22 protein-coding genes are annotated in these 25,702 nt (G+C 71.9%); 12 read left to right on the top strand and 10 right to left on the bottom strand.

Annotated features, from left to right (window positions below):
* Positions 1–3: 3 nt before the first annotated feature.
* Positions 4–720, bottom strand: a complete 717-nt coding sequence (locus FK268_RS13200) for a hypothetical protein (protein ID WP_146434763.1) — start codon at positions 718–720, stop codon at positions 4–6.
* A 148-nt stretch (positions 721–868) separates the two neighbouring features.
* Here FK268_RS13200 and FK268_RS13195 point away from each other — a divergent pair, with 148 nt between their 5' ends.
* Positions 869–2,377 carry a glutamate-cysteine ligase family protein gene (locus tag FK268_RS13195; RefSeq protein WP_146434761.1) on the top strand — a complete coding sequence of 503 codons (1,509 nt, stop codon included), beginning with the start codon at positions 869–871 and terminating at the stop codon, positions 2,375–2,377.
* Between the two features lie 7 nt (positions 2,378–2,384).
* Here FK268_RS13195 and FK268_RS13190 read toward each other — a convergent pair whose 3' ends face one another.
* A complete protein-coding gene (locus FK268_RS13190) occupies positions 2,385–3,731 on the bottom strand; it encodes a TIGR01777 family oxidoreductase (protein ID WP_146434760.1) in 1,347 nt (448 codons plus the stop codon).
* A 95-nt stretch (positions 3,732–3,826) separates the two neighbouring features.
* On the opposite strand from FK268_RS13190, the gene FK268_RS13185 reads away from it, so the two are divergent.
* From FK268_RS13185 to FK268_RS13160, 6 genes are all read left to right on the top strand, one after another.
* Positions 3,827–5,086, top strand: coding sequence for an NAD(P)/FAD-dependent oxidoreductase (locus tag FK268_RS13185; protein ID WP_146434758.1), 1,260 nt, complete (start codon positions 3,827–3,829; stop codon positions 5,084–5,086).
* Positions 5,087–5,100: 14 nt separating this feature from the next.
* The gene (locus FK268_RS13180; protein ID WP_146435811.1) at positions 5,101–5,823 is read left to right on the top strand and encodes a DUF1365 domain-containing protein; all 723 of its coding nucleotides are present in this window, start codon (positions 5,101–5,103) and stop codon (positions 5,821–5,823) included.
* Complete coding sequence (locus FK268_RS13175) at positions 5,820–7,130, top strand: SAM-dependent methyltransferase (protein WP_205124482.1); 1,311 nt, start codon at positions 5,820–5,822, stop codon at positions 7,128–7,130. Before FK268_RS13180 ends, FK268_RS13175 begins: the two co-directional genes overlap by 4 nt.
* A gap of 40 nt (positions 7,131–7,170) precedes the next feature.
* A complete protein-coding gene (locus FK268_RS13170) occupies positions 7,171–7,755 on the top strand; it encodes a lipocalin family protein (RefSeq protein ID WP_146434754.1) in 585 nt (194 codons plus the stop codon).
* An 86-nt stretch (positions 7,756–7,841) separates the two neighbouring features.
* Positions 7,842–8,408 carry an ECF RNA polymerase sigma factor SigK gene (gene sigK, locus FK268_RS13165; RefSeq protein WP_146434752.1) on the top strand — a complete coding sequence of 189 codons (567 nt, stop codon included), beginning with the start codon at positions 7,842–7,844 and terminating at the stop codon, positions 8,406–8,408.
* Entirely contained in the window at positions 8,405–9,145 is a 741-nt protein-coding gene (locus tag FK268_RS13160) for an anti-sigma factor (protein WP_146434750.1), read from the top strand. The genes sigK and FK268_RS13160 overlap by 4 nt, the downstream gene beginning before the upstream one ends.
* A 12-nt stretch (positions 9,146–9,157) precedes the next feature.
* Here FK268_RS13160 and FK268_RS13155 read toward each other — a convergent pair whose 3' ends face one another.
* Positions 9,158–9,985 (bottom strand): SAM-dependent methyltransferase, encoded by an 828-nt coding sequence (locus FK268_RS13155; protein WP_146434748.1) that lies wholly within the window; start codon positions 9,983–9,985, stop codon positions 9,158–9,160.
* Positions 9,986–10,058: 73 nt separating this feature from the next.
* Here FK268_RS13155 and FK268_RS13150 point away from each other — a divergent pair, with 73 nt between their 5' ends.
* Positions 10,059–11,360, top strand: a complete 1,302-nt coding sequence (locus tag FK268_RS13150; protein ID WP_158636106.1) for a sensor domain-containing diguanylate cyclase — start codon at positions 10,059–10,061, stop codon at positions 11,358–11,360.
* Positions 11,361–11,378: 18 nt separating this feature from the next.
* Here FK268_RS13150 and FK268_RS13145 read toward each other — a convergent pair whose 3' ends face one another.
* Entirely contained in the window at positions 11,379–12,833 is a 1,455-nt protein-coding gene (locus tag FK268_RS13145) for a carotenoid oxygenase family protein (RefSeq protein WP_146434744.1), read from the bottom strand.
* A gap of 53 nt (positions 12,834–12,886) precedes the next feature.
* Here FK268_RS13145 and FK268_RS13140 point away from each other — a divergent pair, with 53 nt between their 5' ends.
* A complete protein-coding gene (locus FK268_RS13140) occupies positions 12,887–13,552 on the top strand; it encodes a TetR/AcrR family transcriptional regulator (RefSeq protein WP_146434741.1) in 666 nt (221 codons plus the stop codon).
* Here the strand turns inward: FK268_RS13140 and FK268_RS13135 are convergent.
* From FK268_RS13135 to FK268_RS13115, 5 genes are all read right to left on the bottom strand, one after another.
* Positions 13,518–14,936: an amino acid permease gene (locus FK268_RS13135; RefSeq protein ID WP_146434739.1), complete on the bottom strand. Its 1,419-nt coding sequence runs from the start codon at positions 14,934–14,936 to the stop codon at positions 13,518–13,520. The genes FK268_RS13140 and FK268_RS13135 overlap by 35 nt on opposite strands.
* Entirely contained in the window at positions 14,936–17,203 is a 2,268-nt protein-coding gene (purL, locus tag FK268_RS13130; RefSeq protein WP_146434738.1) for a phosphoribosylformylglycinamidine synthase subunit PurL, read from the bottom strand. The genes FK268_RS13135 and purL overlap by 1 nt, the downstream gene beginning before the upstream one ends.
* A gap of 22 nt (positions 17,204–17,225) precedes the next feature.
* Positions 17,226–19,058, bottom strand: a complete 1,833-nt coding sequence (gene cysC, locus FK268_RS13125) for an adenylyl-sulfate kinase (protein ID WP_146434736.1) — start codon at positions 19,056–19,058, stop codon at positions 17,226–17,228.
* Positions 19,058–20,014, bottom strand: a complete 957-nt coding sequence (cysD, locus tag FK268_RS13120) for a sulfate adenylyltransferase subunit CysD (RefSeq protein ID WP_146434734.1) — start codon at positions 20,012–20,014, stop codon at positions 19,058–19,060. The genes cysC and cysD overlap by 1 nt, the downstream gene beginning before the upstream one ends.
* Before the next feature lie 84 nt (positions 20,015–20,098).
* Positions 20,099–21,019, bottom strand: coding sequence for a helix-turn-helix domain-containing protein (locus FK268_RS13115; protein ID WP_146434732.1), 921 nt, complete (start codon positions 21,017–21,019; stop codon positions 20,099–20,101).
* 92 nt (positions 21,020–21,111) lie between these two features.
* Here FK268_RS13115 and FK268_RS13110 point away from each other — a divergent pair, with 92 nt between their 5' ends.
* The 3 genes from FK268_RS13110 to FK268_RS13100 are packed head-to-tail and all read left to right on the top strand — an operon-like array spanning position 21,112 to position 24,204.
* Positions 21,112–22,275, top strand: coding sequence for a hypothetical protein (locus FK268_RS13110; protein ID WP_146434730.1), 1,164 nt, complete (start codon positions 21,112–21,114; stop codon positions 22,273–22,275).
* Complete coding sequence (locus FK268_RS13105) at positions 22,275–23,054, top strand: SDR family oxidoreductase (protein WP_146434728.1); 780 nt, start codon at positions 22,275–22,277, stop codon at positions 23,052–23,054. Before FK268_RS13110 ends, FK268_RS13105 begins: the two co-directional genes overlap by 1 nt.
* The gene (locus FK268_RS13100) at positions 23,047–24,204 is read left to right on the top strand and encodes a sulfotransferase family protein (RefSeq protein WP_146434726.1); all 1,158 of its coding nucleotides are present in this window, start codon (positions 23,047–23,049) and stop codon (positions 24,202–24,204) included. Before FK268_RS13105 ends, FK268_RS13100 begins: the two co-directional genes overlap by 8 nt.
* A 70-nt stretch (positions 24,205–24,274) precedes the next feature.
* Here FK268_RS13100 and FK268_RS13095 read toward each other — a convergent pair whose 3' ends face one another.
* A complete protein-coding gene (locus FK268_RS13095; protein WP_146434724.1) occupies positions 24,275–25,696 on the bottom strand; it encodes a cation:dicarboxylate symporter family transporter in 1,422 nt (473 codons plus the stop codon).
* Between the last annotated feature and the right edge of the window lie 6 nt (positions 25,697–25,702).

Here is a 25,702-nt window from a genome sequence, read left to right as displayed (position 1 = left end):
GCCCTACTTCGCGTCGCGGACCTTGTCGACGGCCTTGGTCAGCGTCTGCGCGAAGGCCCCGCGGTCGAGCTTGCCGCCCTGCGAGCCCGATGCGGTGACGACCACCGTCAGGCCGCGCACCTGCGAGACGCCCTCGATCTGGTTCACATCGACCTTGCGCTCCTTGCCCGGCTTGCCGTCCTTCCCCTTGACGCTGACGGTGCCGGTGCCCTGGGTCGCGATCACCACGGCACCCGCGGGCACGCCGGGCACGGAGGCGCGGGCCACCTTGATGCGGATGTGCGCGGTGGCCGGGACCTGCTCGTTCGGCTCCAGCTCGACGGTGACGTCGCTGCACTTGCTCAGCATGTCCGCGTTCGTGCCCGCGGACCCCGTGGAGAGGACCTCGACGAGGCCGGTGGTGGTGCGGTCGCTGAAGGCGCTGACCATGGGGAGGTCGCTGGCGCGCTGCTGCAGCGCGGGCGTGACCTTGGGCGCGCACTCCGCGGGAGTGACCTTGAGGTTCTTCGCGAACTGGTTGAGCGGGGCGATCATCTCCAGCCGCTCCGCGACCGAGAGCGGCATGACCTCGTAGCCGGCGGGGAACTCGCCGTCGGCCAGCAGCAACCGGTCGACGGGGGTCGTCGGTGCGCCGGCGGGGTCCGCCTGTGCGATCGCCGCGGGGGCGACGAGGGCGACGACGGCCGCGCCGATGGCCAGGGTGTTCCGAACGGTCCGCACGAGTGCTCTCCTTGGGTCGATCCGCAGCGCCGACAGCGCTGTTCGCGGTGCCACTCTAGCGAAGAGTGTTGCGATCGCGAATTCGCTCCCGGTGTCGATGCCCGGAATCCGGCCCGCGCCGCGCGCCGCTTCTGCAAAGCTGCGAGTCATGGGTGCCGACGTCGATGCCAGGGTGTTCACGCGCGAGGACCGCATGCGGTTCCGTCGCCAGGTCCAACGCGGAACGGACGCCATCGCCCGGATGCTCGCCGAGGGCCTGTTCACGGACGACGGCGCGCCGCCGGAACCGCTGCTCGGCATGGAGGTCGAGCTGAACCTCGTCGACGACGCGATGGAACCGGCCATGGCGAACGCGGAGGCCCTGGACGCGATCGCCGACCCGGACTTCCAGACCGAGTTGGGCCAGTTCAACATCGAGATCAACGTGGCGCCGCGGCCCTTCGTCGACCAGAGCACGGAGAACCTCGAGGACTCGCTGCGGGACTCGCTGAACCGGGCCGACGAACGCGCGCGGGCGGCGGGCTCGAACCTCGTGATGATCGGCATGCTCCCGACCCTCGAGGAGGAGCACTTCGGCAAGCAGTGGTTCTCCGCGAACCCCCGGTACGACCTCCTCAACGAGCAGGTCTTCGCGGCCCGCGGCGAGGACATCGAGATCGACATCGAGGGCGCGCCGCTCCCCGGCGCGGTGGTGGGCGAGCGGCTCGACATCACGTCGGACACGATCCTGCCCGAGGCGGCGTGCACCTCGCTGCAGCTGCACCTGCGGGTGGCGCCCGAGGACTTCGCGGCGCACTGGAACGCCGCGCAGGCCATCGCGGGCGTGCAGGTGGCGATCGCCGCGAACTCGCCCTTCCTCGCCGGCAAGGCCCTGTGGCACGAGACCCGGATCCCGCTGTTCGAGCAGGCCACCGACACCCGGCCGATCGAGCTGCGCAACCAGGGCGTGCGCCCCCGGGTCTGGTTCGGCGAACGGTGGATCACCTCCACCTTTGACCTGTTCGAGGAGAACACGCGGTACTTCCCCGCGCTACTGCCGGTGTGCAGCGACGTCGACCCGCTCGAGGTGGTCTCGCGCGGCGAGTCCCCCGAGCTGCCCGAGCTGCGCATGCACAACGGCACCGTCTACCGCTGGAACCGGCCCGTGTACGACGTGGTCGACGGGCACGCCCATCTGCGTGTGGAGAACCGCGTGCTACCCGCCGGCCCGACGGTGGTCGACACGATGGCCAACGCCGCCTTCTACTACGGCGTGGTCCGCGCGCTGGTCGAGGCGGACCGCCCCATCTGGACGCAGATGAGCTTTGACGCGGCGACCGAGAACCTGCACTCCGGCGCCCGGGACGCCTTCGACGCGGGCCTGTACTGGCCGAACGTCGGGTGGATCCGGCCCGACGAGCTGGTGCTGCGCCGCCTGCTCCCCCTGATGGACGAGGGCCTCAAGGCCTACGGCGTGGGCTCGCGCTCACGCGAGCGCTACATGCAGGTGCTCGAGGGCCGGTGCATCTCCCGCCAGACGGGCTCGTCGTGGCAACGGCAGGCGGTCGCGAACCGCGAGGCGGCCGGCGAGACCCGCGCGCAGGCGCTGCGCGGGATGCTGGCCGACTACGTCCAGCACATGCACGAGGGGAACCCGGTGCACACCTGGGAGTTCTGAGCGCCGCTCAGCCGCCGAGCAGGTGCGCGAGCGCCCGCTCGATGCTCGGGTGCCGGAACGGGTGTCCGCGCTCCTCGAGCACGGCCGGACGCACCCGCTGGGAGGCGAAGGCGAGGTCGTCGGCGCCTTCCCGTCCGAGCAGCAGTGCGGGGCCGAAGGCGGGCACGGGGAGCAGGGTGGGCCGGTGCACGGCCCGCCCGAGGGCCCGCGTGTAGACCGCGTTACGGACGACGCCCGGCGCCACGGCGTTGACGGGGCCCGACAGCTCCGTGTCCCACACCGCGCGGTGGTAGACGTCGACGAGGTCGTCGATGCTCACCCACGGCTGCCACTGCCGGCCGTCGCCGAGCCGCCCGCCGAGGCCCAGGCGGAAGAGCGGCAGGAGCAGACCGAGCGTGCCGCCCTGCGGCGCCTGCACGATCCCCGTCCGCACCGTCACCACGCGGGTGCCCTCCCCCGCGCCGTCGTGCGCGGCGTCCTCCCACCGGCGCACCACCTCGGAGAGGAAGTCGGCCTCGGCGGGCCCGGCGGCGGTCTCGGTCAGCACCTCGTCGCCGCGGTCGCGGCCGTAGTAGCCGACGGCCGAGGCGCTCACGAAGACCGGCACACCGGCCTGCGCCGCGGCCCGGGCGAGCCGGCGGGTCGGCTCGATGCGGCTCTCCTCGATCGCGCGCTTGTGCTCGTCGGTGAACCGGCCGGCGATGCCGGCACCGGCGAGGTGGATCACCGCGTCCACGCCCTCCAGGGCGGCGGGGTCCGGCGCCTCGGGATCCCAGCGACGCTCGTCCTCGGACTGCGGTGCGCCGCGCACCAGTCGCAGCACGCGGTGCCCGCCGGTGCTGAGGAAGGCCGTGAGGTCCTTGCCGACCAGGCCGGAGGCCCCGGTGACCGCGATGGTGGACGGCCGCAGCCCCGCGTTCGCGGCGCGACGGTGCGCGGCGAGGTCGCCGGCCAGGCGCCGGTACCGGAACTCGATGACCTCCGAGAGCAGGGCCTCGGGCACGGGCGTGTGCACCTCGTCGGTCACCCGCGTGCGCGCCGCATCGACCGGCTCGAAGCCGTGCACGTGCCGCCACGGGAACAGGCCGGCGGGCAGGGAGCGGACGCCGTCGGCGGTCACCTCGTCGACGAAGCGGCGCCCCTCGACGTATCCCGACGGGTCGTGCTCGGCGCGCCACTGCAGCCCGCCGGGCAGGTCGATCATGGTCACGCCGTTCTTCAACGAATCCGCCTGTGAGCGCAGGCGCATCGGTACCCAGGGGGCCTGCAGGCGGGCGAAGGCCCCGGGCCGGGAGAACCAGGCGAAGACCTCGTCCACGGGGGCGTCGATGACTGCCGATCGTTGGATTCCCATGCCTCCACGCTAACGCCGGAACCGTCTCCGCACAGGGTGGGAAGAATCTCCCCGCACAATCCCATCCGCCGGCCGCACGGCTCCGAATGACGGGCATGAACAGTGGAAGCAGACGCTTCGCCGTCGTCGGCAGCGGAGTCAGCGGACTCGTCGCCGCCCACGAGTTGAGCAGGTCCGCCCGGGTGACGCTCTACGAGCGCGACCGACGGCTCGGCGGGCACGCGCACACCCATGCGGTGGACCTGGGTCTCGGCGCTCCGGTGCACGTGGATTCCGGCTTCCTCGTCCACAACGACCGCACCTACCCCGTCCTGTGCCGGCTCTTCGACGAGCTGGGCGTCGCGACCCGCGACGCGGAGATGAGCATGTCGATCCGGGACGACGCCCGCGGCGTCGAGTTCGCGGGCGGCAAAGGCCTGCGGGGTCTGATCCCCTCGCCGCGCCGCCTCGTCGACCCGCGGCACCTGCGGCTGCTGGCCGAGGTGCCACGATTCCACCGCAGCGCCCGGCGGCATCTCGACGACGGCACTGCGGACGTCCCGCTCGGGGAGTTCGTGCGCCGGGAGGGCTTCAGCGACCGCCTGGTCCACGGTTTCCTGCGCCCTCTGGTCGCCGCCGTGTGGTCGTGCCCGCCCGACGACGTCGACGCCTATCCGGCCCGCTACCTGTTCCGGTTCCTCGCCAATCACGGGATGCTCTCAGTGGGCAGCTCGCTCCAATGGCGCACCGTGGTCGACGGTTCCGCACGGTACGTCGAGCGGATCGCCGCCGGCGTCGCCGACGTCCGCACCGGCGTCGGCGTCCGCTCGCTGGCGCGCACCGCGCGGGGCGTGCGGATCGTCGACGACGCCGGCCGGGCGGAGGAGTTCGACGGTGCCGTCGTCGCCGTCCACCCGCACCAGGCGCTCGCGCTCCTCGACGACCCCGCTCCGCTCGAACGGGAACTGCTGGGCGCGATCCGGTACACCCCGAATCCCGGCCTCCTGCACACGGACACGTCGCTGCTCCCGCGCACGCAGAACGCGCGCGGCTCGTGGAACTACCTCGCCGGCAGCGGCGGGCGCGTCTGCGTGACCTACGACCTGAACCGGCTCATGGGGCTGCCCAGCGGCGGGGAGACCGCCCTGGTCACATTGGGCGGCGACGACCTGGTCGATCCGCGGCGGGTCCTCGCGGAGCTGGACTACGAGCATCCGGCGTTCACCGTGGAGTCGGTCGCCGCGGCGAGCAGGCTCGACGAGATCTCCGGCCCGGTACTGGCGTTCGCCGGCGCCTACCACGGGTGGGGCTTCCACGAGGACGGCGCGGCATCGGGGATGCGGGCCGCCGCGCGGATCGAAGCAGGTGCGCCGTGACCCTCGCGCCCGCGATGTACGACACCGAGATCGGCCACCTGCGACGGTCGCCGATCGAGCACGGTTTCCGCTATCGGAGCGCGAGTTGGTTCATCGACGTCGACGCTCCGCCGCGGGTGCCGCGCTGGCTGCGGCCCGTGGTGGGCTTCCGTGCGGCCGATCACCTCTCGCCGGCGGCCGACGGTGCGGACACCCTGCGGAGCCGGGTGGAGCAGGTTCTGCGCGAGCACGGCGTCGAGGTGCCGGGCGGTCCGATCACCGCGCTGCTCAACGCCCGGTGCCTGGGCTACGTCTTCGATCCGCTCACGGTCTTCTGGTGCCACGACGAGTTCGGGGCCGTCGCCGCCGTGGTCGCGGAGGTGCACAACACCTACGGCGGCAGGCACGCCTACGTGCTCGGCCCCGAGGCCCGCTCCGGCGCGAGCGTGGCCAAGGAGTTCTTCGTCTCGCCCTTCCACCCGATCGACGGTGTCTACCGCCTGCGCATGCCGGAGCCGGCCGAGACCCTCTCGATCGACGTGGTGCTCGAACGGCCCGGCCGCGCACCGTTCACCGCGCACTGGCGCGGCACGCGCAGGCCGGCGACCCCACGACGGATCCTGCTCGCGCAGCTGCGCGCTCCGCTCGTGCCGCTCGTCGTCGCCGCGCGGATCCGGCTGCACGGCATCCGCCTGTGGGCCTGCGGCCTGCCCCTGCTCCCCCGTCCCGCCACCGTCGAACAGGAAGCGAAACAGTGACCGTCGAACTCGAAGCCCTGCCCGCCCGTGATCTCGACCTCGCCGTCCCGGTCCCGGCGGGGCTGCGCGCCCGCGTCTTCGGTCGCGCCGCTCGTGCCCTCCTCCGCGCCGCGACCTCGCGCAGCGGCGTCGCCCTCGCCGGCCCGGGAGACCCCCGGCCGGCGGGCCCGGCGATCATCCTGCGCGCGCCCGATGCGGTCCACCGCCGGATCGGCACCGCCCGCCTCATCGGTTTCGGCGAGGCCTACGTCGCCGGGGAGTGGGACGCGCCGGACCTCGCCGCGACGCTCACCGCCCTGGCGGAGCGGATGCCCGTGCTCGTCCCCCGCTGGCTCCAGTCGCTGCGCGGTCTCGCCGCGATCGCCCGGCCGGACACCGAGCTCGGCACGCCCGATCACGTGCAGGCCAACGTCTCCCACCACTACGACCTGTCGAACGAGCTGTTCGCGCGATTCCTCGACGAGACGCTGACCTACTCGAGCGCGTTGTTCTGCGCGCGGGAGCTCCACGACGACGAGCCCGGCGTCACTCGGGCGCCCGACCCGACCGGAGCGACCTGGGCGGCGCTCGCGGAGGCCCAGCGCGCGAAGATCGATCGCCTCCTCGACGCCGCGGGCGTCGGCCCGGGGACCCGGCTTCTCGAGATCGGAACCGGCTGGGGCGAGCTGTGCCTGCGCGCCGCCGCACGCGGCGCGACCGTGCGCTCGGTGACCCTGTCGGTGGAGCAGCGCGACCTCGCCCTGCGCCGGATCGGCGAGGCCGGACTGACCGATCGAGTGCGGGTGGACCTGCTCGACTACCGTGCCGTCGACGGCGAGTACGACGCCGTCGTCTCGGTCGAGATGATCGAGGCGGTGGGCGCGGCGCACTGGGACGAGTACTTCGAGGTCCTGGCGCGCCGGGTGGCGCCGGGCGGCCGGATCGCGGTGCAGGCCATCACCATGCCGCACGACCGGATGCTGGCGAGCCTGCGCACCTACACGTGGATCCAGAAGTACGTCTTCCCCGGGGGCATGCTCCCCTCCACCGAGGCGATCGCCGCCGCGGCCGGGCGCGCGGGCCTCGCCGTCCGCGCCCGGCACCGGTTCGGCATGCACTACGCCGAGACCCTCCGGCTGTGGCGCGAGCGCTTCCTCGAGGATCCCGATTCCCTTCCGCCGCCGGCGGACTCGGCGGCGTTCCGCCGGGTGTGGGAGTTCTACCTCGCCTACAGCGAGGCGGGCTTCCGGTCGGGATACCTCGACGTCCAGCAGATCGTCCTCGCCCCGGAGAGCCGGCATGACCGGCCGGCCCTGCCCCGCCACTGATACGTCCCCTCCGTCCCCCGACCTCTCGAGGAGCTTCCCGATGAATCGCACCGCGCTCGCCACCGCCGCCGCCCTCGCCCTCGCCGGGGCCACGGCGGCCCCCGCTGCCGCCGCTCCGCTCGGCCCGGTCGGGAAGGTCGACGTCGCCCGGTACGCGGGCACGTGGCACCAGCTCGCCACGATGCCCGCTCCCTTCAGCGTGCAGTGCGCACGCGATACGACGGCGACCTACCGGATCATCGACGCGAGCAATGTCGCGGTGCACAACTCGTGCACCACCTGGACGGGGTCGACCTCCTCCATCGACGGCAACGCGCGGGTCACGGACCCGCGGACCGCGGCACAGTTGCACGTGAGCTTCCCGGGGGTGCCGACCCAGGAGTCCCTGGACGGCCCACCGAACTACGTGATCGCGGCCCTCGCCCCGGACTACTCGTGGGCGTTCGTCGGCGATCCGGCGCGGCGCAGCGCCTTCGTCCTGTCCCGCACCCCGTCGGCCTCGCCGGCGCGGTGGGCGGAGATCCGGGCCACTGCGCGGCGGCTCGGATACAACGACTGCACGATCCTCAGCTCCCCGACCACGGGCGGGCTCGACCGGATCGCCCCGCTGTGCACGCTGTCCTGAGCCGGCCGCCGGCGCCGTCGCCGCACCGAACTGTGTCCGGAACGCCCGGACCCGGTACGGTACGGAAGGACGAAGGAGGCACGTCGATGACCCGTGCGCGAACCGAGGCCGACGAACTGCTCGAGCGCACCGCCGCCGGCGACGTGGGGGCCTTCCGCGACCTTTACGAACGCACGGGGCGGCTGGTCTTCGGCACGGCCCTGCGGGTGATCGGCGACCGCGGCTACGGCGAGGAGGTCACCCAGGAGGTGTACCTCGAGGCCTGGCGGAAGTCCGCCGAGTTCGACGCCGCGCGCGGCTCCGCCGAGGCCTGGCTCGTGACCATGGCGCACCGCCGCTCCGTGGACCGAGTGCGCGCGGAGCGCTCACGCGGTGATCGTGAGAACACGTTCGCCCAGAACGATTTCCAGCGCCCTCATGACTCGGTCGCGGAGGCGACGGAGCGCCGGGAGGACTCGGGTGCCGTGGTCGACTGCCTCGACACGTTGAGCGAGCCGCAGCGGGACGCGCTCACGCTGGCCTACTACGGCGGGCACACCTACCGCGAGGTCTCCGAGCAGGTGCAGGCTCCGTTGGCCACGGTGAAGAGCCGCATCCGTGACGGCATCGCCCGCCTGCGGCGCTGCCTCGAGCCGCTCGGGATGCCGTCATGAGCGGCCGGACCGACGAGGAGCTGCTCGACGACGCCGAGGTGTACGCGCTGCACGCCGTCGACGGCGACGAGCAAGCGGAGATCGAGGCCGCCCGCGCCGCGGCGTCGCCGGAGGTGCGCGAGGACTTCGACGCCCGGGTCGGCGCGGCCCGCGAGACCATGGCCGCGCAGGCCGCGCAGGACGGCGTCGAACCGCCGGCCGAGGTCTTCGATCGCGTCTTGGCCCGGGTCGTCGACGACCCGGGGGTGACCCCGCTGCGCCGCCGGCGCGAGCGGTCGCGCCGGAACGTCCGCCTGGTCGCCACCGCGGCGGCCGTCGCGGTCGCGGTGGCGGCGGGCGTCGTGCTCGGTCGCACGGTGCTCTCCGAGCGTCCCGGCCCCGCGCCGTCGGAGACCGAGATCGTGCTCGCGGCACCGGACGCGCGCACCGCGCAGGCGCGGGTCGGCGATGCGACGATCTCGTTCATCTACTCCCGCGAGCGCAACGCCGGCGTGGTGCTGATGAACGACGTCCCGCCGCCGCAGGACGGCACCGTCTACCAGATGTGGCTGATGGATCCCGGGGGCGGCGCGCGCTCGCGCGGCACGATGACGCAGGCCGACGTGCGGCCCACGACGACTGCGGCGGTCACGTCGATCGACGGTGCCACCACGTTCGGGATCTCGATCGAGGCACCGGGCGGGGCCGCCACACCGTCGGACCGGATCGTGACGACGATCCCGATCGCCGCGCGGTGACGCGGGCCGGGTCTACAGCACCCGGCCCACCCCGACGTAGCCGTAGTCGCAGCGCAACTGCGCTGCGGTGAGCGGGTACTCGGGGCGCCACCGCCCGTACCGCACGAGTCCGGGGTCGAGGATCTCGGTCCCGTCCAGCCAGGACAGGATCTCCGCGCAGGACCGCACGTGCAGCGGCGACGCGGTGTGTTCGTAGCGGCGGCGGACCCAGCGCAGTTCGGCGGCGATCTCGGGGTGCGCGGAGTCGTCCGCGACGTGCGAGAGCGCCAGCATGCTGCCCGGCGCGAGCGCCGCTCGGTACCGCGCCAGGAGCCCGCCCGGGTCGTCCTCGTCCCGGATGAAGACGAGGCCGCCCACCGCGAGCAGCCCGACGGGCCGGTCGAAGTCGATGAGCCCACGCGTCACGGGATGATCGAGGACGGCATCGGCGTCGCGGATGTCGAGTTTGAGGACGGCCGCGTGCGGATCGTCGCCGACCAGCTGGCGCCCCAGCTCGTAGGCGATCGGCTCGCGGTGGATGAACACCGCGCGCGCGTCGGGTCGGACGAACCGCGCCAGCTGATGCACCGTACCGCCCGCCGTGATCCCCGAGCCGAGGTCCACGAACTGATCGATGCCCGAGGCCGCCATCACCTGCACCGCCCGACGCGCGAAGGTCCGCGTCAGGCGCGCCCCCAGTGCCCAGTGCGGGGCCTCCCGGGCGATCGCCTCGCCCTCCGCCCGGTCGACGGGCAGGTAACTGGTGCCGCCGAGGAAGTAGTCGTACAGGCGAGAGCCGTTGGGCCGGTCCATGTCCAGCGAATCGGGTTCGGGCGCGGCGGGCGGTTCGGGTTTCGTCATTGCACAGTCGAATCTAACCGACCGATCGGCCCCACGTAGAGTGACCCGGAAGACCCGCAGACGAGGAGGGATAATGTCCGAATCCCCCTCTCCTCTGGGCTTCCTCGCGCGCGGCGAGTCGGTGGTCGCGCTGCTCGTGGACGAGTTCCTGATGTCGATCGCGGACGACGTCTACCTCCCGCTCCCCGCCGCGATGGTCCGGGCGGACCTGCTCGACGCGTTCCAGTTGATCATCGCCGCGCTCACCGCCGAGGACTTCGATCCCACGGTCGGGCGCGACGCGGGCCGCCTCCTGGTCGCGCTCCAGATCACCGTTCCGGAGGGCGCCGCCGCCGGAGGCCGGGCGATCGCCGCACTGCCCGACGCGCTCATGCGCGCACCGTCGGCCGAGATGCGGCGCCGGACCGCGCTGATCCTCGCCGAATACGCCGCCGGCTACGCGGAGGCGCTCACCGGGCGGATCATCGACGGCCAGGCGGCCGTGCACCGCGCGGCGCAGCTCGCCCGGCGCTCCGCGGAGGAGGGCGAACGCCAGGCCGAGGCGCGGCTGCGGATGATGTTCGAGCACGCGCGCCTCGCAGTCTTCGTCGCGGACGAGAGCGGCCGCGTGCTCTCCGCCAGCCCGGTCATGGCGAACCTCATGGAGGTCAACCGCACACGGTTGGGCGCGACGGGTGACGACATCCTGCCGTTGCTGGCCGACGATCCGTCCGAGGTGGTCCGCGCCCTGGAGACGCTGGCCCGGGTCGACGACGAGAAGGCCACCGTCTTCCTCGAGGCGCACGGCGTGGTGATCGGCGACCGCAAGGGCGTGGTCCGATGGGCCACCAGTCGCACCCCGGTCGACGGCAACCGGCCGGCGATGATCGTCGGCGTCGGCCACGACGTGACGGAGCTGCGCGCCCAGCAGACACAGCTCGACCATCTGGCGCACCACGACCCGCTCACCGGGCTGCCCAACCGGCGCTCACTCGCGGCCGACCTGCACGCACTCACCGCCCCGTCGGGCTTCTGCCTGATCGACCTGGACGACTTCAAACGGATCAACGACCTGCTGGGGCACTCGGGCGGCGACGCGCTCCTCGCGGCGGTGGCGGAGCGGATGCGGCTGGCGCTCGGCGGAACCGGGCGGCTCTACCGGGTGGGCGGCGACGAGTTCGCGATCCTCGTGGCCCCGCCCTTCACGCCCGGTGACGCGGCGCAGCTGATCCACCGCACCCTGCGCACACCGATCGAGGTGACGCACGGGCCGCCGATCGCCGTCGGCGCCAGTATCGGCACCACGGTCGCGCCGGCGGGGGTGAGCACCGTCGAGGAGGTTATCGCCGCCGCCGACACCGGTCTCTACCGCTCCAAGGAGGCGCGCCGCGCCTGACCGCGTAGCGCCCCCGGATCAGGCGGTCGGCAGCCAGTTCCCGTGGAAACCGGCGGGCACCCGCTGCGGCAGCGCCACGGAGGCGATGTCCTCGAGGGTCCGCGCGTCGAGAACCGCGAGTCGGGTGGTGTCCTCGCGCCGGTCGGTGACCAGGCCGAGGAGGGCACCGTCGGCCTGGTCCGCGGTGGCCGAGCGCGGGACGAAGGTGAACTCGCCCAGCGAGACGTCCGCGCCGAAGCGGCGGACCACCGGCTCCGCACCGCTCGCGGGCACCCGGCCGAGCAGGCCGCCGAAGAGGTTCGAGTTCTCGCTGCCGACCACCCAGCCGTCGGAGTGCGCGCCGGTGAGGAACCGGTCGTCGATGCGCGGGAACTCCACGGACGCGTCCCACAGCGGCTCCCGCTTGCAGGTGCGGGTCGCGGGATCGAGCGTCCAGCGCTCGAGGTGGTGCGCGTCCTCGACGGGTCCGCGGCGGTCGTCGTCGAAGGTGCGCTCGTGCACCACGAGGTCGACGACGACCCTGCCGTCCACGTCGTGGGCGTTCATCGGGTGGTAGACGAAGCAGGGATCGACGTCGATCCACACGGTGTCGGCGTCCGTGCCCTCGCGCGGCAGGATGCCCACGCGCGGCCGGTAGGCGGGGTCCCAGCGGTAGGGCAGCGGCCCGGAGCCGGTGCGGGGCAGGCGGTGCGCCATCGGCCCGGGCATCGGCACGCGGCCCACGATCGCCCCGAGTGCGAGGCCGGCGAGCGGCCGCAGGGGGCCGGGGACGGCGCGCGCGACGGCGGCCCGGGTGTCGAAGGTGACGGGCAGGTCGTAGATCACGACGGAGCTGCGGGTGAGCGAGAAGGCGTGCATCATCGGGCTGCCGCCGACCGTGACGTCGACCGTCCGGCGGGCGCGACCGTCGGTGCCGATCACCGAGTACTGCACGGTGTTCCCGCGCCCGAAGTGGTACGAGATCGCGTGCAGTTCCCCGGTCTCGGGGTCCTCGATCGGGTGTGCGGTGTACCCGCCGCGGATCGTGCCGTCGAAGTCGCACACGTCCACGGTGTCCAGTTCCTCGGTGAGGTCGGCGCAGGCGAGCCCGGCCTCGACGAGCGCGAGGGTCCGGCCCTGCCAGCCGATCACGTTCGTGTTCGCGCCCGCCCCGTGCAGGAAGCTCCGGCCCTGCTCCGACGGTGCGCGGCGCCCCAGTCGCGCGGCGACGGCCGCGGAGTCGACCCAGCGGTTGCGGTACCAGAGGGCGCGGCCGCCGGCGAGGCGGATGCCGTGCACCATGCCGTCGCCGGTGAACCAGTTGTAGGTGTCGGGATCGACGTCGGCGATCGGGTTGGGACCGTTGCGCAGGTAGCGGCCGTCGAGCCAGTCCGGCAGGGTGCCGGTGACCGTCAGGTCGTGCTCGGTCAGTTCCCCCCGGACGGGCGCGTACTCGCCGGTGAGGAAGGGGTTGGTGGACAGGGTGGCGGTCATGGGAACCTCCCGATTTGCCTATAACAACGTTATAGGCAGACCATAACGCTGTTATGAGCACCCCGCAACCCTCCACCGACGTCCGGGAGACCCTGGTCTCGCTCGCCCACCGCATCGTCGACTCCGACGGCGTCGACAAGCTCACGGTCCGCCGCCTGGCGGCGGAGGCCGGCGTCTCGACGATGGCCGTCTACACCCGCTTCGGCAGCGTCGGCGCAGTGGCGGCGGCGGTCCGCGAGCGCGGCTTCGGCGAGTTCGCCGACCTCATGGAGTCGGTGGGCGAGACCGCGGATCCGCTGGCCGATCTGTACCTGCAGGGCCTGCTCTACCTGCGCTTCGCCGCCGCGCACCCGCACCTGTACAGCCTGATGTTCCAGTACACCTCGCCCGAGTGGGCCGCGGGACAGCGCGCGGAACTGGTGCAGAACGCCGCACCCGCGGAAACGGAGGAGGGCGCACGGGCCTTCGGAGCGATGCGGCGCAGGGTCGCACGGGCGTACCCGGGAGGCGATACCGCGATCACCGGTGTCCGCGCGGGCGAGGCGTGGGCGAGCACGCACGGCATCGCGATGCTCGCGATGGCCCGCCTGCTCGCTCCGGAGGCGCTGGACGCCGTCACGGAGAGCATGATGGTCGCCCTGTCCGTCGGCCACGGCGCCCGTCACGCCGACGCCGCGGACGCCTTCAGCCGCGCGCGGGGCCGCCTGGACCCGCGGTGACCGCACCGTCGCGGGTGCGACGGCGTGCGTGCACGGTGCCGACGGCCCACAGCACCGCGACCACCGCGGCGGTGGAGAGCACCTGTTCCCGGACGTCGTCGTTCGCGATCGCGAGGACCACGATGCCCAGCAGCACCACGAGCACTGCCCAGGACAGATAGGGGTAGGCCCACATCGTCAGCGGTAGCCGCGTCCCGTCGCGCTCGGCGCGGCGTCGCAGCACGATCTGGGAGGCGATGGTCGCGAGCCAGGTGACGATGAGCGTCGAACCGACGACCGCCAGCAGGCGGTCGAGCACTTCGGAGCCCCAGACGTACGTCGCGGGCACCGCGAGGAATCCGATCACCGAGCTGGCCAGGACCGCGGGGACGGGCACGCCCGAGCCGTTGGCGCGCGCGGCGACCGCCGGCGCCATACCCCGCTCGGCGAGCGAGTACAGCATCCGGGAGCTGCCGTAGAGGTTCGCGTTGAGCGAGCTCAGTAGGGCCACGACGATGACCACACCGAGCGTCGTGCCGACAGCGGGGAGACCGGCCGCGCGGAGCACGGCCACGAAGGGTTCCTTCGCGACGGCCGGATCGTCCCAGGGCAGCGCCAGCAGGATCACGGCGACGCTGCCGACGTAGAACACGAGGATCCGCCAGACGGTCGCGCGGATCGCCCGCCCGACGGTGCGCTCGGGGTCCTGGGTCTCAGCCGCGGCCACCGCCACGATCTCGATGCCGCCGAAGGCGAAGGCCACCACGAGCAGCGCGGCCACGACGCCGCTGATCCCGTGGGGCGCGAAGTCGGTGAGATTGCCCAGACCGGGCGACGGGGCCGACGTCCAGCCCAGCAGGTAACCCACGCCGATGATCAGGAAGAGCGCCACGAAGACGACCTTGATCAGCGAGAACCAGAACTCGAACTCGCCGAAGCCGCGGACCCCGGCCAGGTTCAGCCCGGTCAACGCGACCATGAAGACCAGCGCCCACACCCACACCGGCGGCCCGCCGGGCAGCAGCCCGTTCAGGATCGCCGCCGCGGCGACGGCCTCCGCGGCCACCACGAGGCACAGCTGCACCCACCACAGCCAGCCGACGGCGAAGCCCGCGCCGGGCCCCAGGGCCCGGCCCGCGTAGTAGGAGAACGCGCCGGGGTTCGGGTCCGCGGCCACCATCTCGCCGAGCATGCGCATGACGGCGATCACGACGAGACCCGCCACCGCGTAGGCGATGAGGACCGCCGGTCCGGCCAGCGCGATCCCCTTGCCGGCGCCGACGAACAGCCCCGCGCCGATCGCGGAGCCGAGGCTCATCATGATCAGGTGCCGGGCGCGGAGCCCGGCGTGCAGGCCGGGATCGGTCGGCGCGGCCGCGGTGTTCTCGCCCGACGGTGCCGCCATCAGCCGAAGATCGCGGGCAGCGTGCCCTCGTGCGTGGCGCGCAGGTCGGCCAGCGTCACACTGAACCGCCCCTGCACCTCGACGGAGTCGCTGCCCTGGTCGACCACGCCGATGCGCACCGCCGGGAGTTCCCGGGCGTTGCACATCGCCGCGAACCGGGTCTCCTCGGTGCGCGGCACGGCGACGAGGACACGGCCCGTCGACTCCGAGAACAGCTGGACGAAGGGGTCGGCACCCTCGGGGAGGAGCAGGCGGCAGCCCGTCTCGCCCGCCAGCGCGGCCTCGACGACGGCCTGCCACAGCCCGCCCTCGGACAGGTCGTGCGCGGCGGAGACGAGGCCGTCGCGCGAGGCGGCGGTGAGCACGTCGGCCAGCAGCTTCTCGCGGGCGAGGTCCACGCGCGGCGGCACGCCGCCGAGGTGGTCGTGCTCGACCTGGGCCCAGATGGAGCCGTCGAACTCGTCGTGCGTCTCGCCGAGCAGGTACAGCGTCTCGCCGGGCTCGGTTCCGAGACCCGTCGGGATGCGGCGCCGCACGTCGTCGATCACGCCGAGGACCCCGATCACCGGGGTCGGCAGGATCGCGGTGCTGCCGGTCTGGTTGTAGAAGCTGACGTTGCCGCCGGTGACGGGGATGCCGAGCTCGACGCAGCCGTCGGCGATGCCGTGCACGGCCTGCTGGAACTGCCACATCACGCCCGGATCCTCCGGCGAGCCGAAGTTCAGGCAGTCGGTGACGGCCTTCGGGGTGGCGCCGGTGACGGCCACGTTGCGGTAGGCCTCGGCCAGGGCGAGCTTGCCGCCCGTGTACGGGTCGAGGTAGGTGTACCGGCCCGAGGCGTCGGTCGACAGGGCGATGCCGCGCTGCGTGGTCTCGTCGATGCGGATGACGCCGCCGTCCGCGTGCTCGGCGAGCACGGTGTTGCCGCGGACGTAGCGGTCGTACTGCTCGGTGATGAACCGGCGCGAGCACAGCGCGGGCGAGGCGAGCAGCTTCAGCGCGGTCGCGCGCAGCTCCTCGTCGGTCTGCGGCCGGGCGAGCTCCGCGGAGGTGTCGGCGATGAGCGCGTCCATGAACGCCGGGCGCTCGACGGGCCGGTTGTAGACGGGGCCGTCGTGGGCGATGGTGCGGGCGGGGGCGTCGACCACGGTCTCCCCGTGCCAGTCGATGACGAGGTGCTCGCCGTCGGTGACCTCACCGATGACGGTGGCGAGCACGTCCCACTTGGCGCAGACCGCCATGAAGGCGTCGACGTTCTCCGGGGTCACCACGGCGCACATGCGCTCCTGCGACTCGGAGGAGAGGATCTCGGCGGCGCTCATGCCCTCGGCGCGGCAGGCCACCTGGTCGAGGTCGACGTACATGCCGCCGTCGCCGGCCGCGGCCAGCTCGGAGGTGGCGCAGGACAGGCCCGCGCCGCCCAGGTCCTGGATGCCGACCACGAGCTTCTCGCGGTACAGGTCCAGACAGCACTCGATGAGCACCTTCTCCATGAAGGGGTCGCCCACCTGCACCGACGGCAGTTTCTTGGGCTTCTCGTCGGCGTCGAAGCTCTCGGAGGCCAGCACGGAGACGCCGCCGATGCCGTCGAGGCCGGTGCGGGCGCCGAACAGGATGATCTTGTTGCCCTTGCCGGAGGCGAAGGCCAGGTGCAGGTCCTCGGTGCGCAGCACGCCGGCGCACAGGGCATTGACCAGCGGGTTGCCCGCGTACGAGGCGTCGAAGACGGTCTCGCCGCCCACGTTCGGCAGGCCCAGGGAGTTGCCGTAGCCGCCCACGCCGCGCACCACACCGTCGAGCACGCGCCGGGTGTCGGGGGCGTCGGCCGGGCCGAAGCGCAGCTGGTCCATGACGGCGATCGGCCGCGCGCCCATGGCCATGATGTCGCGGACGATGCCGCCGACGCCCGTGGCCGCGCCCTGGTAGGGCTCCACGTACGACGGGTGGTTGTGCGACTCGACCTTGAAGGTCACGGCCCAGCCGTCGCCGATGTCGACGACGCCCGCGTTCTCACCGATGCCCGCGAGCATGGTCGACCGCATCTCGTCGGTGGTGGTCTCGCCGAAGTAGCGCAGGTGCACCTTCGAGCTCTTGTACGAGCAGTGCTCCGACCACATCACCGAGTACATGGCGAGCTCGGCGTCGGTGGGGCGCCGGCCGAGGATCTCGCGGATCCGCTGGTACTCGTCGTCCTTGAGTCCGAGCTCGCGGTACGGCTGGTCGACATCGGGCGTGGAGGCGGCGTGGGTCACCGTGTCTACGTGCACCCGCCCAGTTTAGACGGGTGATTCACGAGCGGAGTTTCAGCCAGCGATCGAGCACCACGAGTGCCTGCTCCACGGGTTCCCCGTCGGAGGGACGGAGTACCAGCTCGGGTCGCTCGGGCTCCTCGTACGGCGCGCTGACACCGGTGAACTCCGGGATCTCGCCTGCCCGCGCCTTGGCGTACATGCCCTTGGGATCGCGCTGTTCGCACAGTTCGACGGGGGTGTCCACGAAGACCTCGACGAAGGGCAGGCCCGCCTGGACGTGCTGGGCCCGGATCCGGTCGCGGTCCTCCCGGTAGGGGCTGATCAGGGACGCGATGGCGACGGTGCCGGCGTCGGCGAGCAGCTGCGCGACGGCGCCCACGCGCCGCACGTTCTCGGCACGGTCCGCGGCGGAGAAGCCGAGGTCGGCGTTGAGCCCGTGCCGTAGGTTGTCGCCGTCGAGCCGGTACGCGGGGATCCCCCGGGCGACGAGCAGGCGCTCCAGCTCGCACGCCACCGTCGACTTGCCCGACGCGGAGAGCCCGGTCAGCCACACGGTGCCGCCGAGCGTCGCGCGCTCCGCGCGCGTGACGGCCGCGCCGTGCCAGACCACGGCGCTCGCCTTGAGGGTGGGGCCGGAGATCATCCCGGCGGCCACGGTCTCGTTGGTCTGCGGGTGCACGAGGACGAAGCTGCCCGTGGTGCGGTTGCGCCGGTAGGGGTCGAAGAGCACCGGGCGGCGAGCGACCAACTGCACGCGGCCGATGTCGTTGAGGCCCAGTTCCACGGCGTCCTGGTCGCGGTGCAGCGTGCTGGTGTCCAGTCGGTAGTCGAGGGCCTCGACGCGGACCGGCTCCGACGAGTGCGCGTGCAGCATCCGGTACTCCGTGCCCGCGGTCAGGCGTGCGGTGTCGGAGAACCAGCACAGGGTGACGTCGAGGTCGGTGGCGGTCTGGGGTCGGTTCGCGGGCCGGCACAGCATGTCGCCGCGGCCCACGTCGAGCTGGTCGGCGAGGCGGACGCACGCCGCCTCCCCCGCCTCGAGCCGGTCGGCCTTCGCGCCGCCGGGCCGGTACAGCTCGGTCACCGTCGTCGTGAAGCCCGACGGGAGCGCCACCACCTCGTCGCCCACCGCGAACGCCCCGGAGGCGACGGTGCCGGCCACGCCCCGGAAGTCGCTGTCGCGGGGGCGGATCACGTACTGCACGGGCAGGCGCGCGTCGATGAGGTTCCGATCGCTCACCACGTGCACGTTCTCCAGGTGGTAGAGCAGCGACGGGCCGTCGTACCAGGGCGTGTTGGGCGATCGCTCGGTCACGTTGTCGCCCAGCAGCGCCGAGACGGGGATCGCCTCGACGTCGTGCACCTCGAGCTTGGCCGCGAACTCGGCGAACTCGGCGCGGATCGCGTCGAACCGGCCGCGGTCCCAGTCCACCAGGTCCATCTTGTTCACGCACAGCACCACGTGCTCGACGCCGAGGAGCGACGTGAGGAAGGTGTGCCGGCGGGACTGCCGGGTGAGTCCGTGCCGGGCGTCGACGAGGATCAGCGCGACGTCCGCGGTGGACGCGCCCGTGACCATGTTGCGGGTGTACTGCTCGTGGCCCGGGGTGTCGGCGAGGATGAACTTGCGTGCGGCCGTGGCGAAGTAGCGGTGCGCCACGTCGATCGTGATGCCCTGTTCCCGCTCCGCCCGCAGGCCGTCGGTGAGCAGCGCGAGGTCCACGCCCTCCTCGCCGCGGGCCCGCGTGGTCGCCTCGACCGCGCTGAGCTGGTCCTCCAGAACCGATTTCGACTCGTACAGCAGGCGCCCGATGAGCGTGGACTTGCCGTCGTCCACACTGCCCGCCGTCGCGATGCGCAGGACCTCCATCAGAAGTACCCCTCCTTCTTGCGGTCTTCCATGCCCGCCTCGGAGATCCGGTCGTCGGCGCGGGTGGCCCCGCGCTCGGTGATGCGAGTGGCGGCGACCTCGGTCACCACGGCCTCGGGCGTGGTGGCGTCCGACTCGACCGCGCCGGTGCACGTCGCATCGCCGACGGTGCGGAAGCGCACCGTCCGCCGTTCGGGCGTCTCGCCCGGCAGTGGCCTCACCAGCGGGCCGACGGACAGGAGCATGCCCTCACGTTCGACCACCTCCCGCTCGTGGGCGTAGTAGAGCGACGGCAGCTCGATGCCCTCGGCCGCGATGTACTGCCAGATGTCGAGCTCGGTCCAGTTGGAGAGCGGGAAGACCCGGATGTGCTCACCCTTCTGGTGCAGGCCGTTGAAGATGTTCCACAGCTCGGGCCGCTGCGCGCGGGGATCCCACTGGCCGAAGCGGTCGCGGAAGCTGAAGATCCGTTCCTTCGCGCGCGCCTTGTCCTCGTCGCGGCGGGCCCCGCCGAAGGCGGCGTCGAAGCCGTGCTCGGCGATGCTGCGCAGCAACGTGGCGGTCTGCAGGCGGTTGCGCGTGGCGCCGGGGCCGGTGGGTTCGACGACGGCGCCGGAGTCGATGTCGTCCTGCACGCTGCCGACCACGAGCCGGAGTCCCATCCGGTCGGCCATGGTGTCGCGGAAGGCGAGTACCTCGTCGAAGTTGTGGCCGGTGTCGATGTGCAGCACGGGGAACGGGATCGGCGCGGGCCAGAAGGCCTTGGCGGCGAGGTGCAGCATGACCACGGAGTCCTTGCCGCCGGAGAACAGCAGCACGGGGCGCTCGAAAGTGGCGGCGACCTCGCGGAAGACGTACACGGCCTCCGCCTCCAGGCGCCGCAGGTGATCCGCCGCGTCCGCCGCGACGGGAGCCGCGGCTCCCTCCGCGATCGACGGTGCAGTCGGTGACGACATCCGATCCTCCGGTTCATATTTGTACCGCACTGGTACAGGTTTGACATCCGGAGAGTAGAACTCGTTCTCGTCGCCTGTCAACAGTCATCGCCCGGGCCTGCGACCCCCGATGCGCACGGTGATCCGGTCCGCCGCGGCGACGAGAGCGGCTGCGCGCTCACTGATCTCCTGCTCCTCGAGCTCGGCACTGACGTAGAGGCTCGCCACCATCGCCTGCGCCCCGTCGGCGTCGAAGACGGGTGCGGAGATCACGCTGACGTTCTGCGAGCTCTCGGTAGCACCGGCTTCACCGCGCAGGTGAACGCGATCTCCGATGCCGGCGACCACCTCGCCGAGGAGGGCGCGCAACTCCGCCGGGATGTCGCCGGGAACGCCGGCCATGAGTCGGTACAGCTGCTGCCCCGCGGGCGTCAGCAGTTCCACGAGGTAGCCGTCGCTGCGACAGGCCTCGATCACCCGCGCCAGCCGGTCGCCATCGGCCCGCACCCGGTCGCGCGCGAGCCAGCGCTCGAGCCGGCCGGTGCGGTCCCACAGCACGTACATCAGGCCGATCGGGGGCGTGAACGGGTAGCTGTCCCCCACCTTGACCATCGCGGGCCGGCCCGGGTCGACCGCCACGTCGAGCACCGTGACCCGGTCGCCCACGACGCCGGAGAGCGAGACGGGATGCCCGAACGCCTCCCACAGCCCCGTGAGGATGTCGCCGCCGGCGGGATCGGTGCGCAGGGACGACCGCGCGGCCCGCCCCAGGGGGATCAGCGCCGGTCCGAGCCGGTACGTCTTGTCCCGGTCGTTGCGCAGCAGGTATCCGGATTCGACCAGCGTCGAGACGATACCCAGGCACGTGGGCTTGCTCAGGCCGACCCGGCGCGCGAGCTCGGAGAGCCCGAACCGCTCCTGCTCGTGCCGCGCGAGGAAGCCGAGCACCGCCACCACCCGTTCGGTGGGCGGCGACGTCCGCCCCGCCGCACCTGACGATTCCACCGAGTCCACCGGTTCCGTCATCGAGACTCCTTGACACTCGCCGATTCCTGCGCCTACCGTCTGGAACAGGTTCTACCACATTGGTCCACATTTGTACCACTCTGGGAGGTGGGATGTACAGCGATCCGCTCGTCGCGGCGATCACGGAGGCCGAGGGCCTCGTCGCCGCGGCGCCGCACATCGAGAACGAGGCCGACCTGTTGGAGGGGCTGCAGTACCTGGCCCAGGGCGTCGCGGCGTGCGTGCACGGCGCCTTCCACTTCGACAAGGACCACCCGTTCCTGCTCAGCGGCACCGGCCCGTTCACCAAGATGGGCCTCGACAACCCGGACACGCTGTACTTCGGGGCGCGGGTCGACGGCACGCACGAGTACGTGGTCACGGGCCGCCGGGGCACGACGTGCGACATCAGCTTTCAGGTGCTCGGTGGTGGCGAGTACACCGACGACAACGTGCCGGCCAGCACCGTCGCCTTCGACGACCGCGAGCTGGCTTTCGACGCCGACGGGCGGTTCGAGGTGCGCTTCGGCCCCGGCGAGCCGGCCCCCGGCTACTACCGACTCCCCGCGGGCAAGGCGCAGTTGGTGATCCGTGAGGTCTTCGACGACTGGTCCGCGCAGCGCAGCACCTTCGCGATCGCCCGCACGGATACCGCCGGTACCGCGCCCCCACCGGTCACGGCCGATCTCCTGACGAAGCGGTACTCCTCCGCCGGAAAGCAGCTGGTGAACCGCGTGAAGACCTGGCTGCAGTTCCCCAAGTGGTTCTACGACCCGCTGCCGGTGAACACGCTGACGGCGCCGCGACTCACGCCGGGTGGGCTCGCCACCCAGTTCTCCTCTGTCGGGCACTACGACCTCGCCGACGACCAGGCCCTGATCATCACCGTGCCCCGCGGCGACGCCCCGTACCTCGGATTCCAGCTCGGCAGCCTCTGGTACATCTCTCTCGACTACATCCACCACCAGACCTCGCTGAACGGCAGTCAGGCACAAGTGGATCCGGACGGCATGATCCGGATCGTGGTCGCGCAGAAGGATCCCGGCGTCACCAACTGGGTCGAGACGCTCGGTCACCGGCGCGGTTACCTGCAGTTCCGGTGGCAGCGCACGGAGACGGCGCTCACCGCCACGGACGGCCCCACCGCCGAGGTGGTTCCGCTCGCCGAAGTCGCGCAGCGTCTCCCCCACTACGAGGCCAATCGCATCACCCCCGCGTCCTGGAGCGCACGGATCGCGGAGCGGCAGCGCCTCATCGGCGAAAGGATGGTCGGCTGATGCCCGGTCTGGGTCTGGACGGCAGAGTCGTCGTCATCGCGGGCGCCGGCCCGGCCCTGGGAGCCGTCCTCGCCCGACGGTTCGCCGACGAGGCGGCGCAGGTCGTCCTCGTCGCGCGGAACGCGGAGCGGCTGGAGGCGATGGCCGCCGAGATCAGCGGTGCCGTCGCGATTCCCGCGGACATCACCGACGAGGCGTCGCTCGCCTCGCTGGCGACACAGGTGCAGGAGCGGTTCGGCCGCGTCGACGCCGTGGTGAACAACGCCTTCACCTACCCGTCGATGCAACGCCTGGTGAAGACCGACCCCGCGCACATCCTGCAGAGCGTCGACCTCATGGCGCTCGGGGCGCTGCGCACCGTGCTCGCCTTCCGCGAGGCCCTCGCAACTGCCGACGGCGGAGGCGCGGTGGTCAATGTGAACTCGATGGTGATCCGCCACTCCGATCTGCGCTACGGCGGTTACAAGGCGGGGAAGACGGCCCAGCTCGCGCTGGCGCAGTCGCTCGCCACCGAGCTCGGCCCCGAAGGCATTCGGATCAATTCCGTGGTGCCCGGCTGGATCTGGGGCGACACGCTCAAGGCCTACTTCGAATACCGCGCGAGCACCAAGGGAGTCACGGTGGAGGAGGACTACGCCGACGCGGCGAAGAACTCCGACCTGCGGCGCCTGCCCACCGAGGACGAGGTGGCCTCGGCCGTCCTGTTCCTCGCCTCCCCCCGCGCGTCCGGCATCACCGGCCAGACGCTCGACGTCAACTGCGGAGAGTTCCATGTCTGAGATCACCACGTCCGTCGGCACGGTGGACGACCTGCACGAATCGGCCATGCGCCGCACCGGGCTCAGCGATTTCGGCGACCCGTCGGACGGCTACCGCGAGGCGCTGCAGGTGCTGCTCGACTCCTACCGCGACGAGGCGCAGCTCACCGAGCTCGGATCGAAGCTCTCGCGCGTCTTCCTCCGCGGCGCCCTGTCGGCCCGGCTCATCAGCGAGGCCGCGTTCGCGGCGAACCCGGACCATGCCGAGACCGCAGTCGAGCGGCCGATGTTCGTCACCGGGCTGCCCCGGTCCGGCACGACGGCGCTGCACCGCCTGCTCGACGCCGACCCCGGGAACCAGGGCCTGCAGATGTGGCTGGCGGAGGTCCCGCAGCCGCGGCCGCCCCGGGAGACCTGGGCGGAGAACCCCGTCTACAAGCTCCTCGACGAGCAGTACGCGCAGCACCACACCGAGCACCCGGAATTCATGGGGCTGCATTACATGTCGGCCTCCGAGGTCGAGGAGTGCTGGCAGCTGCTGCGCCAATCCGTGCACTCCGTCTCGTACGAGTGCCTCGCGCACGTCCCGTCGTACGCGGCCTGGCTGGCCGAGCAGGATTGGACGCCCGCATACCGTCGGCACAAGCGGAACCTGCAGTTGATCGGCATGAACGACCCGGGCAAGCGGTGGGTGCTCAAGAACCCGAGCCACCTCTTCGCGCTCGACGCCGTGCTCGAGGTCTACCCGGACGCGCTGATCGTGCAGTGCCACAGGCCCGCAGAGACGATCATCGCCTCCGTGTGCTCACTCGCGCAGCACGCCACCGAGGGCTGGTCGACCGCCTTCACCGGCGCGACCATCGGCGCGGATCAGCTGGACACGTGGTCGCGCGGCCTGGCCGCCTTCGACGAGGCCCGCGCCCGCCACACCGCCGCCGGCCGCGGCGCGCAGTTCGTGGACGTCGACTACCGGGATCTGGTGGCCGATCCGCTCGGCACCGTCGGGACGATCTACAGCGCCTTCGGCCTGGAGCTGACCGATACTGCGCGGCAGTCGATGTCGGCGATGCACGACGCCAGCCGCTCCGGCGCCCGCCGCCCCAACCACACGTATTCGCTCGAGGACTACGGGCTCACCGAGGACTCCGTTCGCGCTGCGTTCGCCCGCTGATCGCGGTCGTACAACGCCGGAGGCCGTCTCGACCGCGGACGGTCGGGACGGCTTCCGTTCGGCGACGCACTCAGCTCGCGGGGACAGCCTTCGCATCGGCCGGCTCCTCGGCGCCGTGGTCGTCGACCATGGTGGCCTCGTCGAACGGTACCTGCCGGTCCAGCACGCGCTGGGTCTGCGCCAGGTCGACCGTCGAGGTCCACCTGCCGATGAGCAGCGTGGCGATCGCGTTGCCGGAGAAGTTGGTCAGCGCGCGGGCCTCGGACATGAACCGGTCGATGCCGACGATCACGCTGACGCCGCCGAGGAGCTCGGGGCGATGACTCTGCAGGCCGCCGGCCAGCGTCGCGAGACCGGCGCCGGTGACGCCCGCCGCGCCCTTGGACGCGATCATCATGAACACCAGCAGGGAGAACTGCTCCGCGTAGCTGAGGGGCGAGCCCATCGCGTCGGCGATGAAGAGCGAGGCCATGGTCAGGTAGATCGCGGTGCCGTCGAGATTGAAGGAGTAGCCGGTGGGCACCACGATGCCCACCGTCGTCTTCTCCACGCCCGCGTGCTCCATCTTGGCGATGAGCCGGGGCAGCGCGGACTCGCTGGACGACGTCGCGACGATGAGCAGGTACTCGCGGCCCAGGTACCGGGCCAACTTGAAGACGTTCAGCCCGGTCACCAGGCGCAGCAGCGTTCCGAGCACGACGAAGACGAACAGCGCGCAGGTGATGTAGAAGGCCAGCATCAGCCAGCCGAGCTGGATCACGGCGTCGAAGCCCGTCGCACCGACCACGGCCGCCATGGCACCGAAGGCGCCCACCGGCGCGAGCCACAGCACCATCACCAGCACCCGGAAGACCAGCTTCTGCAGCACGGCGACGGCCCGCACCACCGGCTCGCCCGCCGTTCCCATGGCCTGCAGCGCGAAGCCGACGAGCAGCGCCGCGAACAGCGCCTGCAGCACACTGCCGGCGGTGAGCGCGGAGAACAGCGTCTCGGGCACGATGCCCTGGATGAATCCCCACGTTCCGCCCGCGGCGTGCGCCTGGTCGGCGTACTTCGCGCCGACCGTCGGGTCGGCGTGGATCCCGAGCCCCGTGCCCGGCTTGAGCAGGTTTCCCACCACGATGCCGATGCCCAGCGCGAACGTGGACATGCCGATGAAGTAGCCGAGCGCGAGGCCACCGATCTTCCCGACCGACGCCGCGGCCCGCACCGACCCGATGCCGAGCACGATGGTGCAGAAGATCACCGGGCTGATCATCATCTTGATCAGGCTGACGAAGAGGTCGCCGAGGGGCTTGAGTCCCTTGCCGAACTCGGGGGCCACCAGGCCCACGATCACGCCGGCCACCACAGCGATGATCACCGCGATGTACAACCAGTGCGTCCGGTCGCGTTTTCCTTGAGCCGCCACGGGGTCCTCCTCGATCGATGGGGCTGAAAAGCCTGCATCGATACTGCGAGTACTGTGACCTGCAGCACAGCTTGTGTTCATTGTGTA

Origin of the sequence: Tsukamurella sputi (assembly GCF_007858445.1) — a bacterium.
Taxonomy (GTDB): Bacteria; Actinomycetota; Actinomycetes; order Mycobacteriales; family Mycobacteriaceae; genus Tsukamurella; species Tsukamurella sputi.
This window is presented reverse-complemented; position numbering and strand designations above follow the sequence as displayed.

Coding starts and splice junctions, on each gene's coding strand:
- FK268_RS13195 (WP_146434761.1), top strand. CDS start 869: ATGGGTGCCGACGTCGATGCCAGGGTGTTCACGCGCGAGGACCGCATG.
- FK268_RS13190 (WP_146434760.1), bottom strand. CDS start 3,731: ATGGGAATCCAACGATCGGCAGTCATCGACGCCCCCGTGGACGAGGTC.
- FK268_RS13185 (WP_146434758.1), top strand. CDS start 3,827: ATGAACAGTGGAAGCAGACGCTTCGCCGTCGTCGGCAGCGGAGTCAGC.
- FK268_RS13180 (WP_146435811.1), top strand. CDS start 5,101: ATGTACGACACCGAGATCGGCCACCTGCGACGGTCGCCGATCGAGCAC.
- FK268_RS13170 (WP_146434754.1), top strand. CDS start 7,171: ATGAATCGCACCGCGCTCGCCACCGCCGCCGCCCTCGCCCTCGCCGGG.
- sigK (WP_146434752.1), top strand. CDS start 7,842: ATGACCCGTGCGCGAACCGAGGCCGACGAACTGCTCGAGCGCACCGCC.
- FK268_RS13160 (WP_146434750.1), top strand. CDS start 8,405: ATGAGCGGCCGGACCGACGAGGAGCTGCTCGACGACGCCGAGGTGTAC.
- FK268_RS13155 (WP_146434748.1), bottom strand. CDS start 9,985: ATGACGAAACCCGAACCGCCCGCCGCGCCCGAACCCGATTCGCTGGAC.
- FK268_RS13150 (WP_158636106.1), top strand. CDS start 10,059: ATGTCCGAATCCCCCTCTCCTCTGGGCTTCCTCGCGCGCGGCGAGTCG.
- FK268_RS13145 (WP_146434744.1), bottom strand. CDS start 12,833: ATGACCGCCACCCTGTCCACCAACCCCTTCCTCACCGGCGAGTACGCG.
- FK268_RS13140 (WP_146434741.1), top strand. CDS start 12,887: ATGAGCACCCCGCAACCCTCCACCGACGTCCGGGAGACCCTGGTCTCG.
- FK268_RS13135 (WP_146434739.1), bottom strand. CDS start 14,936: ATGGCGGCACCGTCGGGCGAGAACACCGCGGCCGCGCCGACCGATCCC.
- cysC (WP_146434736.1), bottom strand. CDS start 19,058: ATGGAGGTCCTGCGCATCGCGACGGCGGGCAGTGTGGACGACGGCAAG.
- cysD (WP_146434734.1), bottom strand. CDS start 20,014: ATGTCGTCACCGACTGCACCGTCGATCGCGGAGGGAGCCGCGGCTCCC.
- FK268_RS13115 (WP_146434732.1), bottom strand. CDS start 21,019: ATGACGGAACCGGTGGACTCGGTGGAATCGTCAGGTGCGGCGGGGCGG.
- FK268_RS13110 (WP_146434730.1), top strand. CDS start 21,112: ATGTACAGCGATCCGCTCGTCGCGGCGATCACGGAGGCCGAGGGCCTC.
- FK268_RS13105 (WP_146434728.1), top strand. CDS start 22,275: ATGCCCGGTCTGGGTCTGGACGGCAGAGTCGTCGTCATCGCGGGCGCC.
- FK268_RS13100 (WP_146434726.1), top strand. CDS start 23,047: ATGTCTGAGATCACCACGTCCGTCGGCACGGTGGACGACCTGCACGAA.
- FK268_RS13095 (WP_146434724.1), bottom strand. CDS start 25,696: ATGAACACAAGCTGTGCTGCAGGTCACAGTACTCGCAGTATCGATGCA.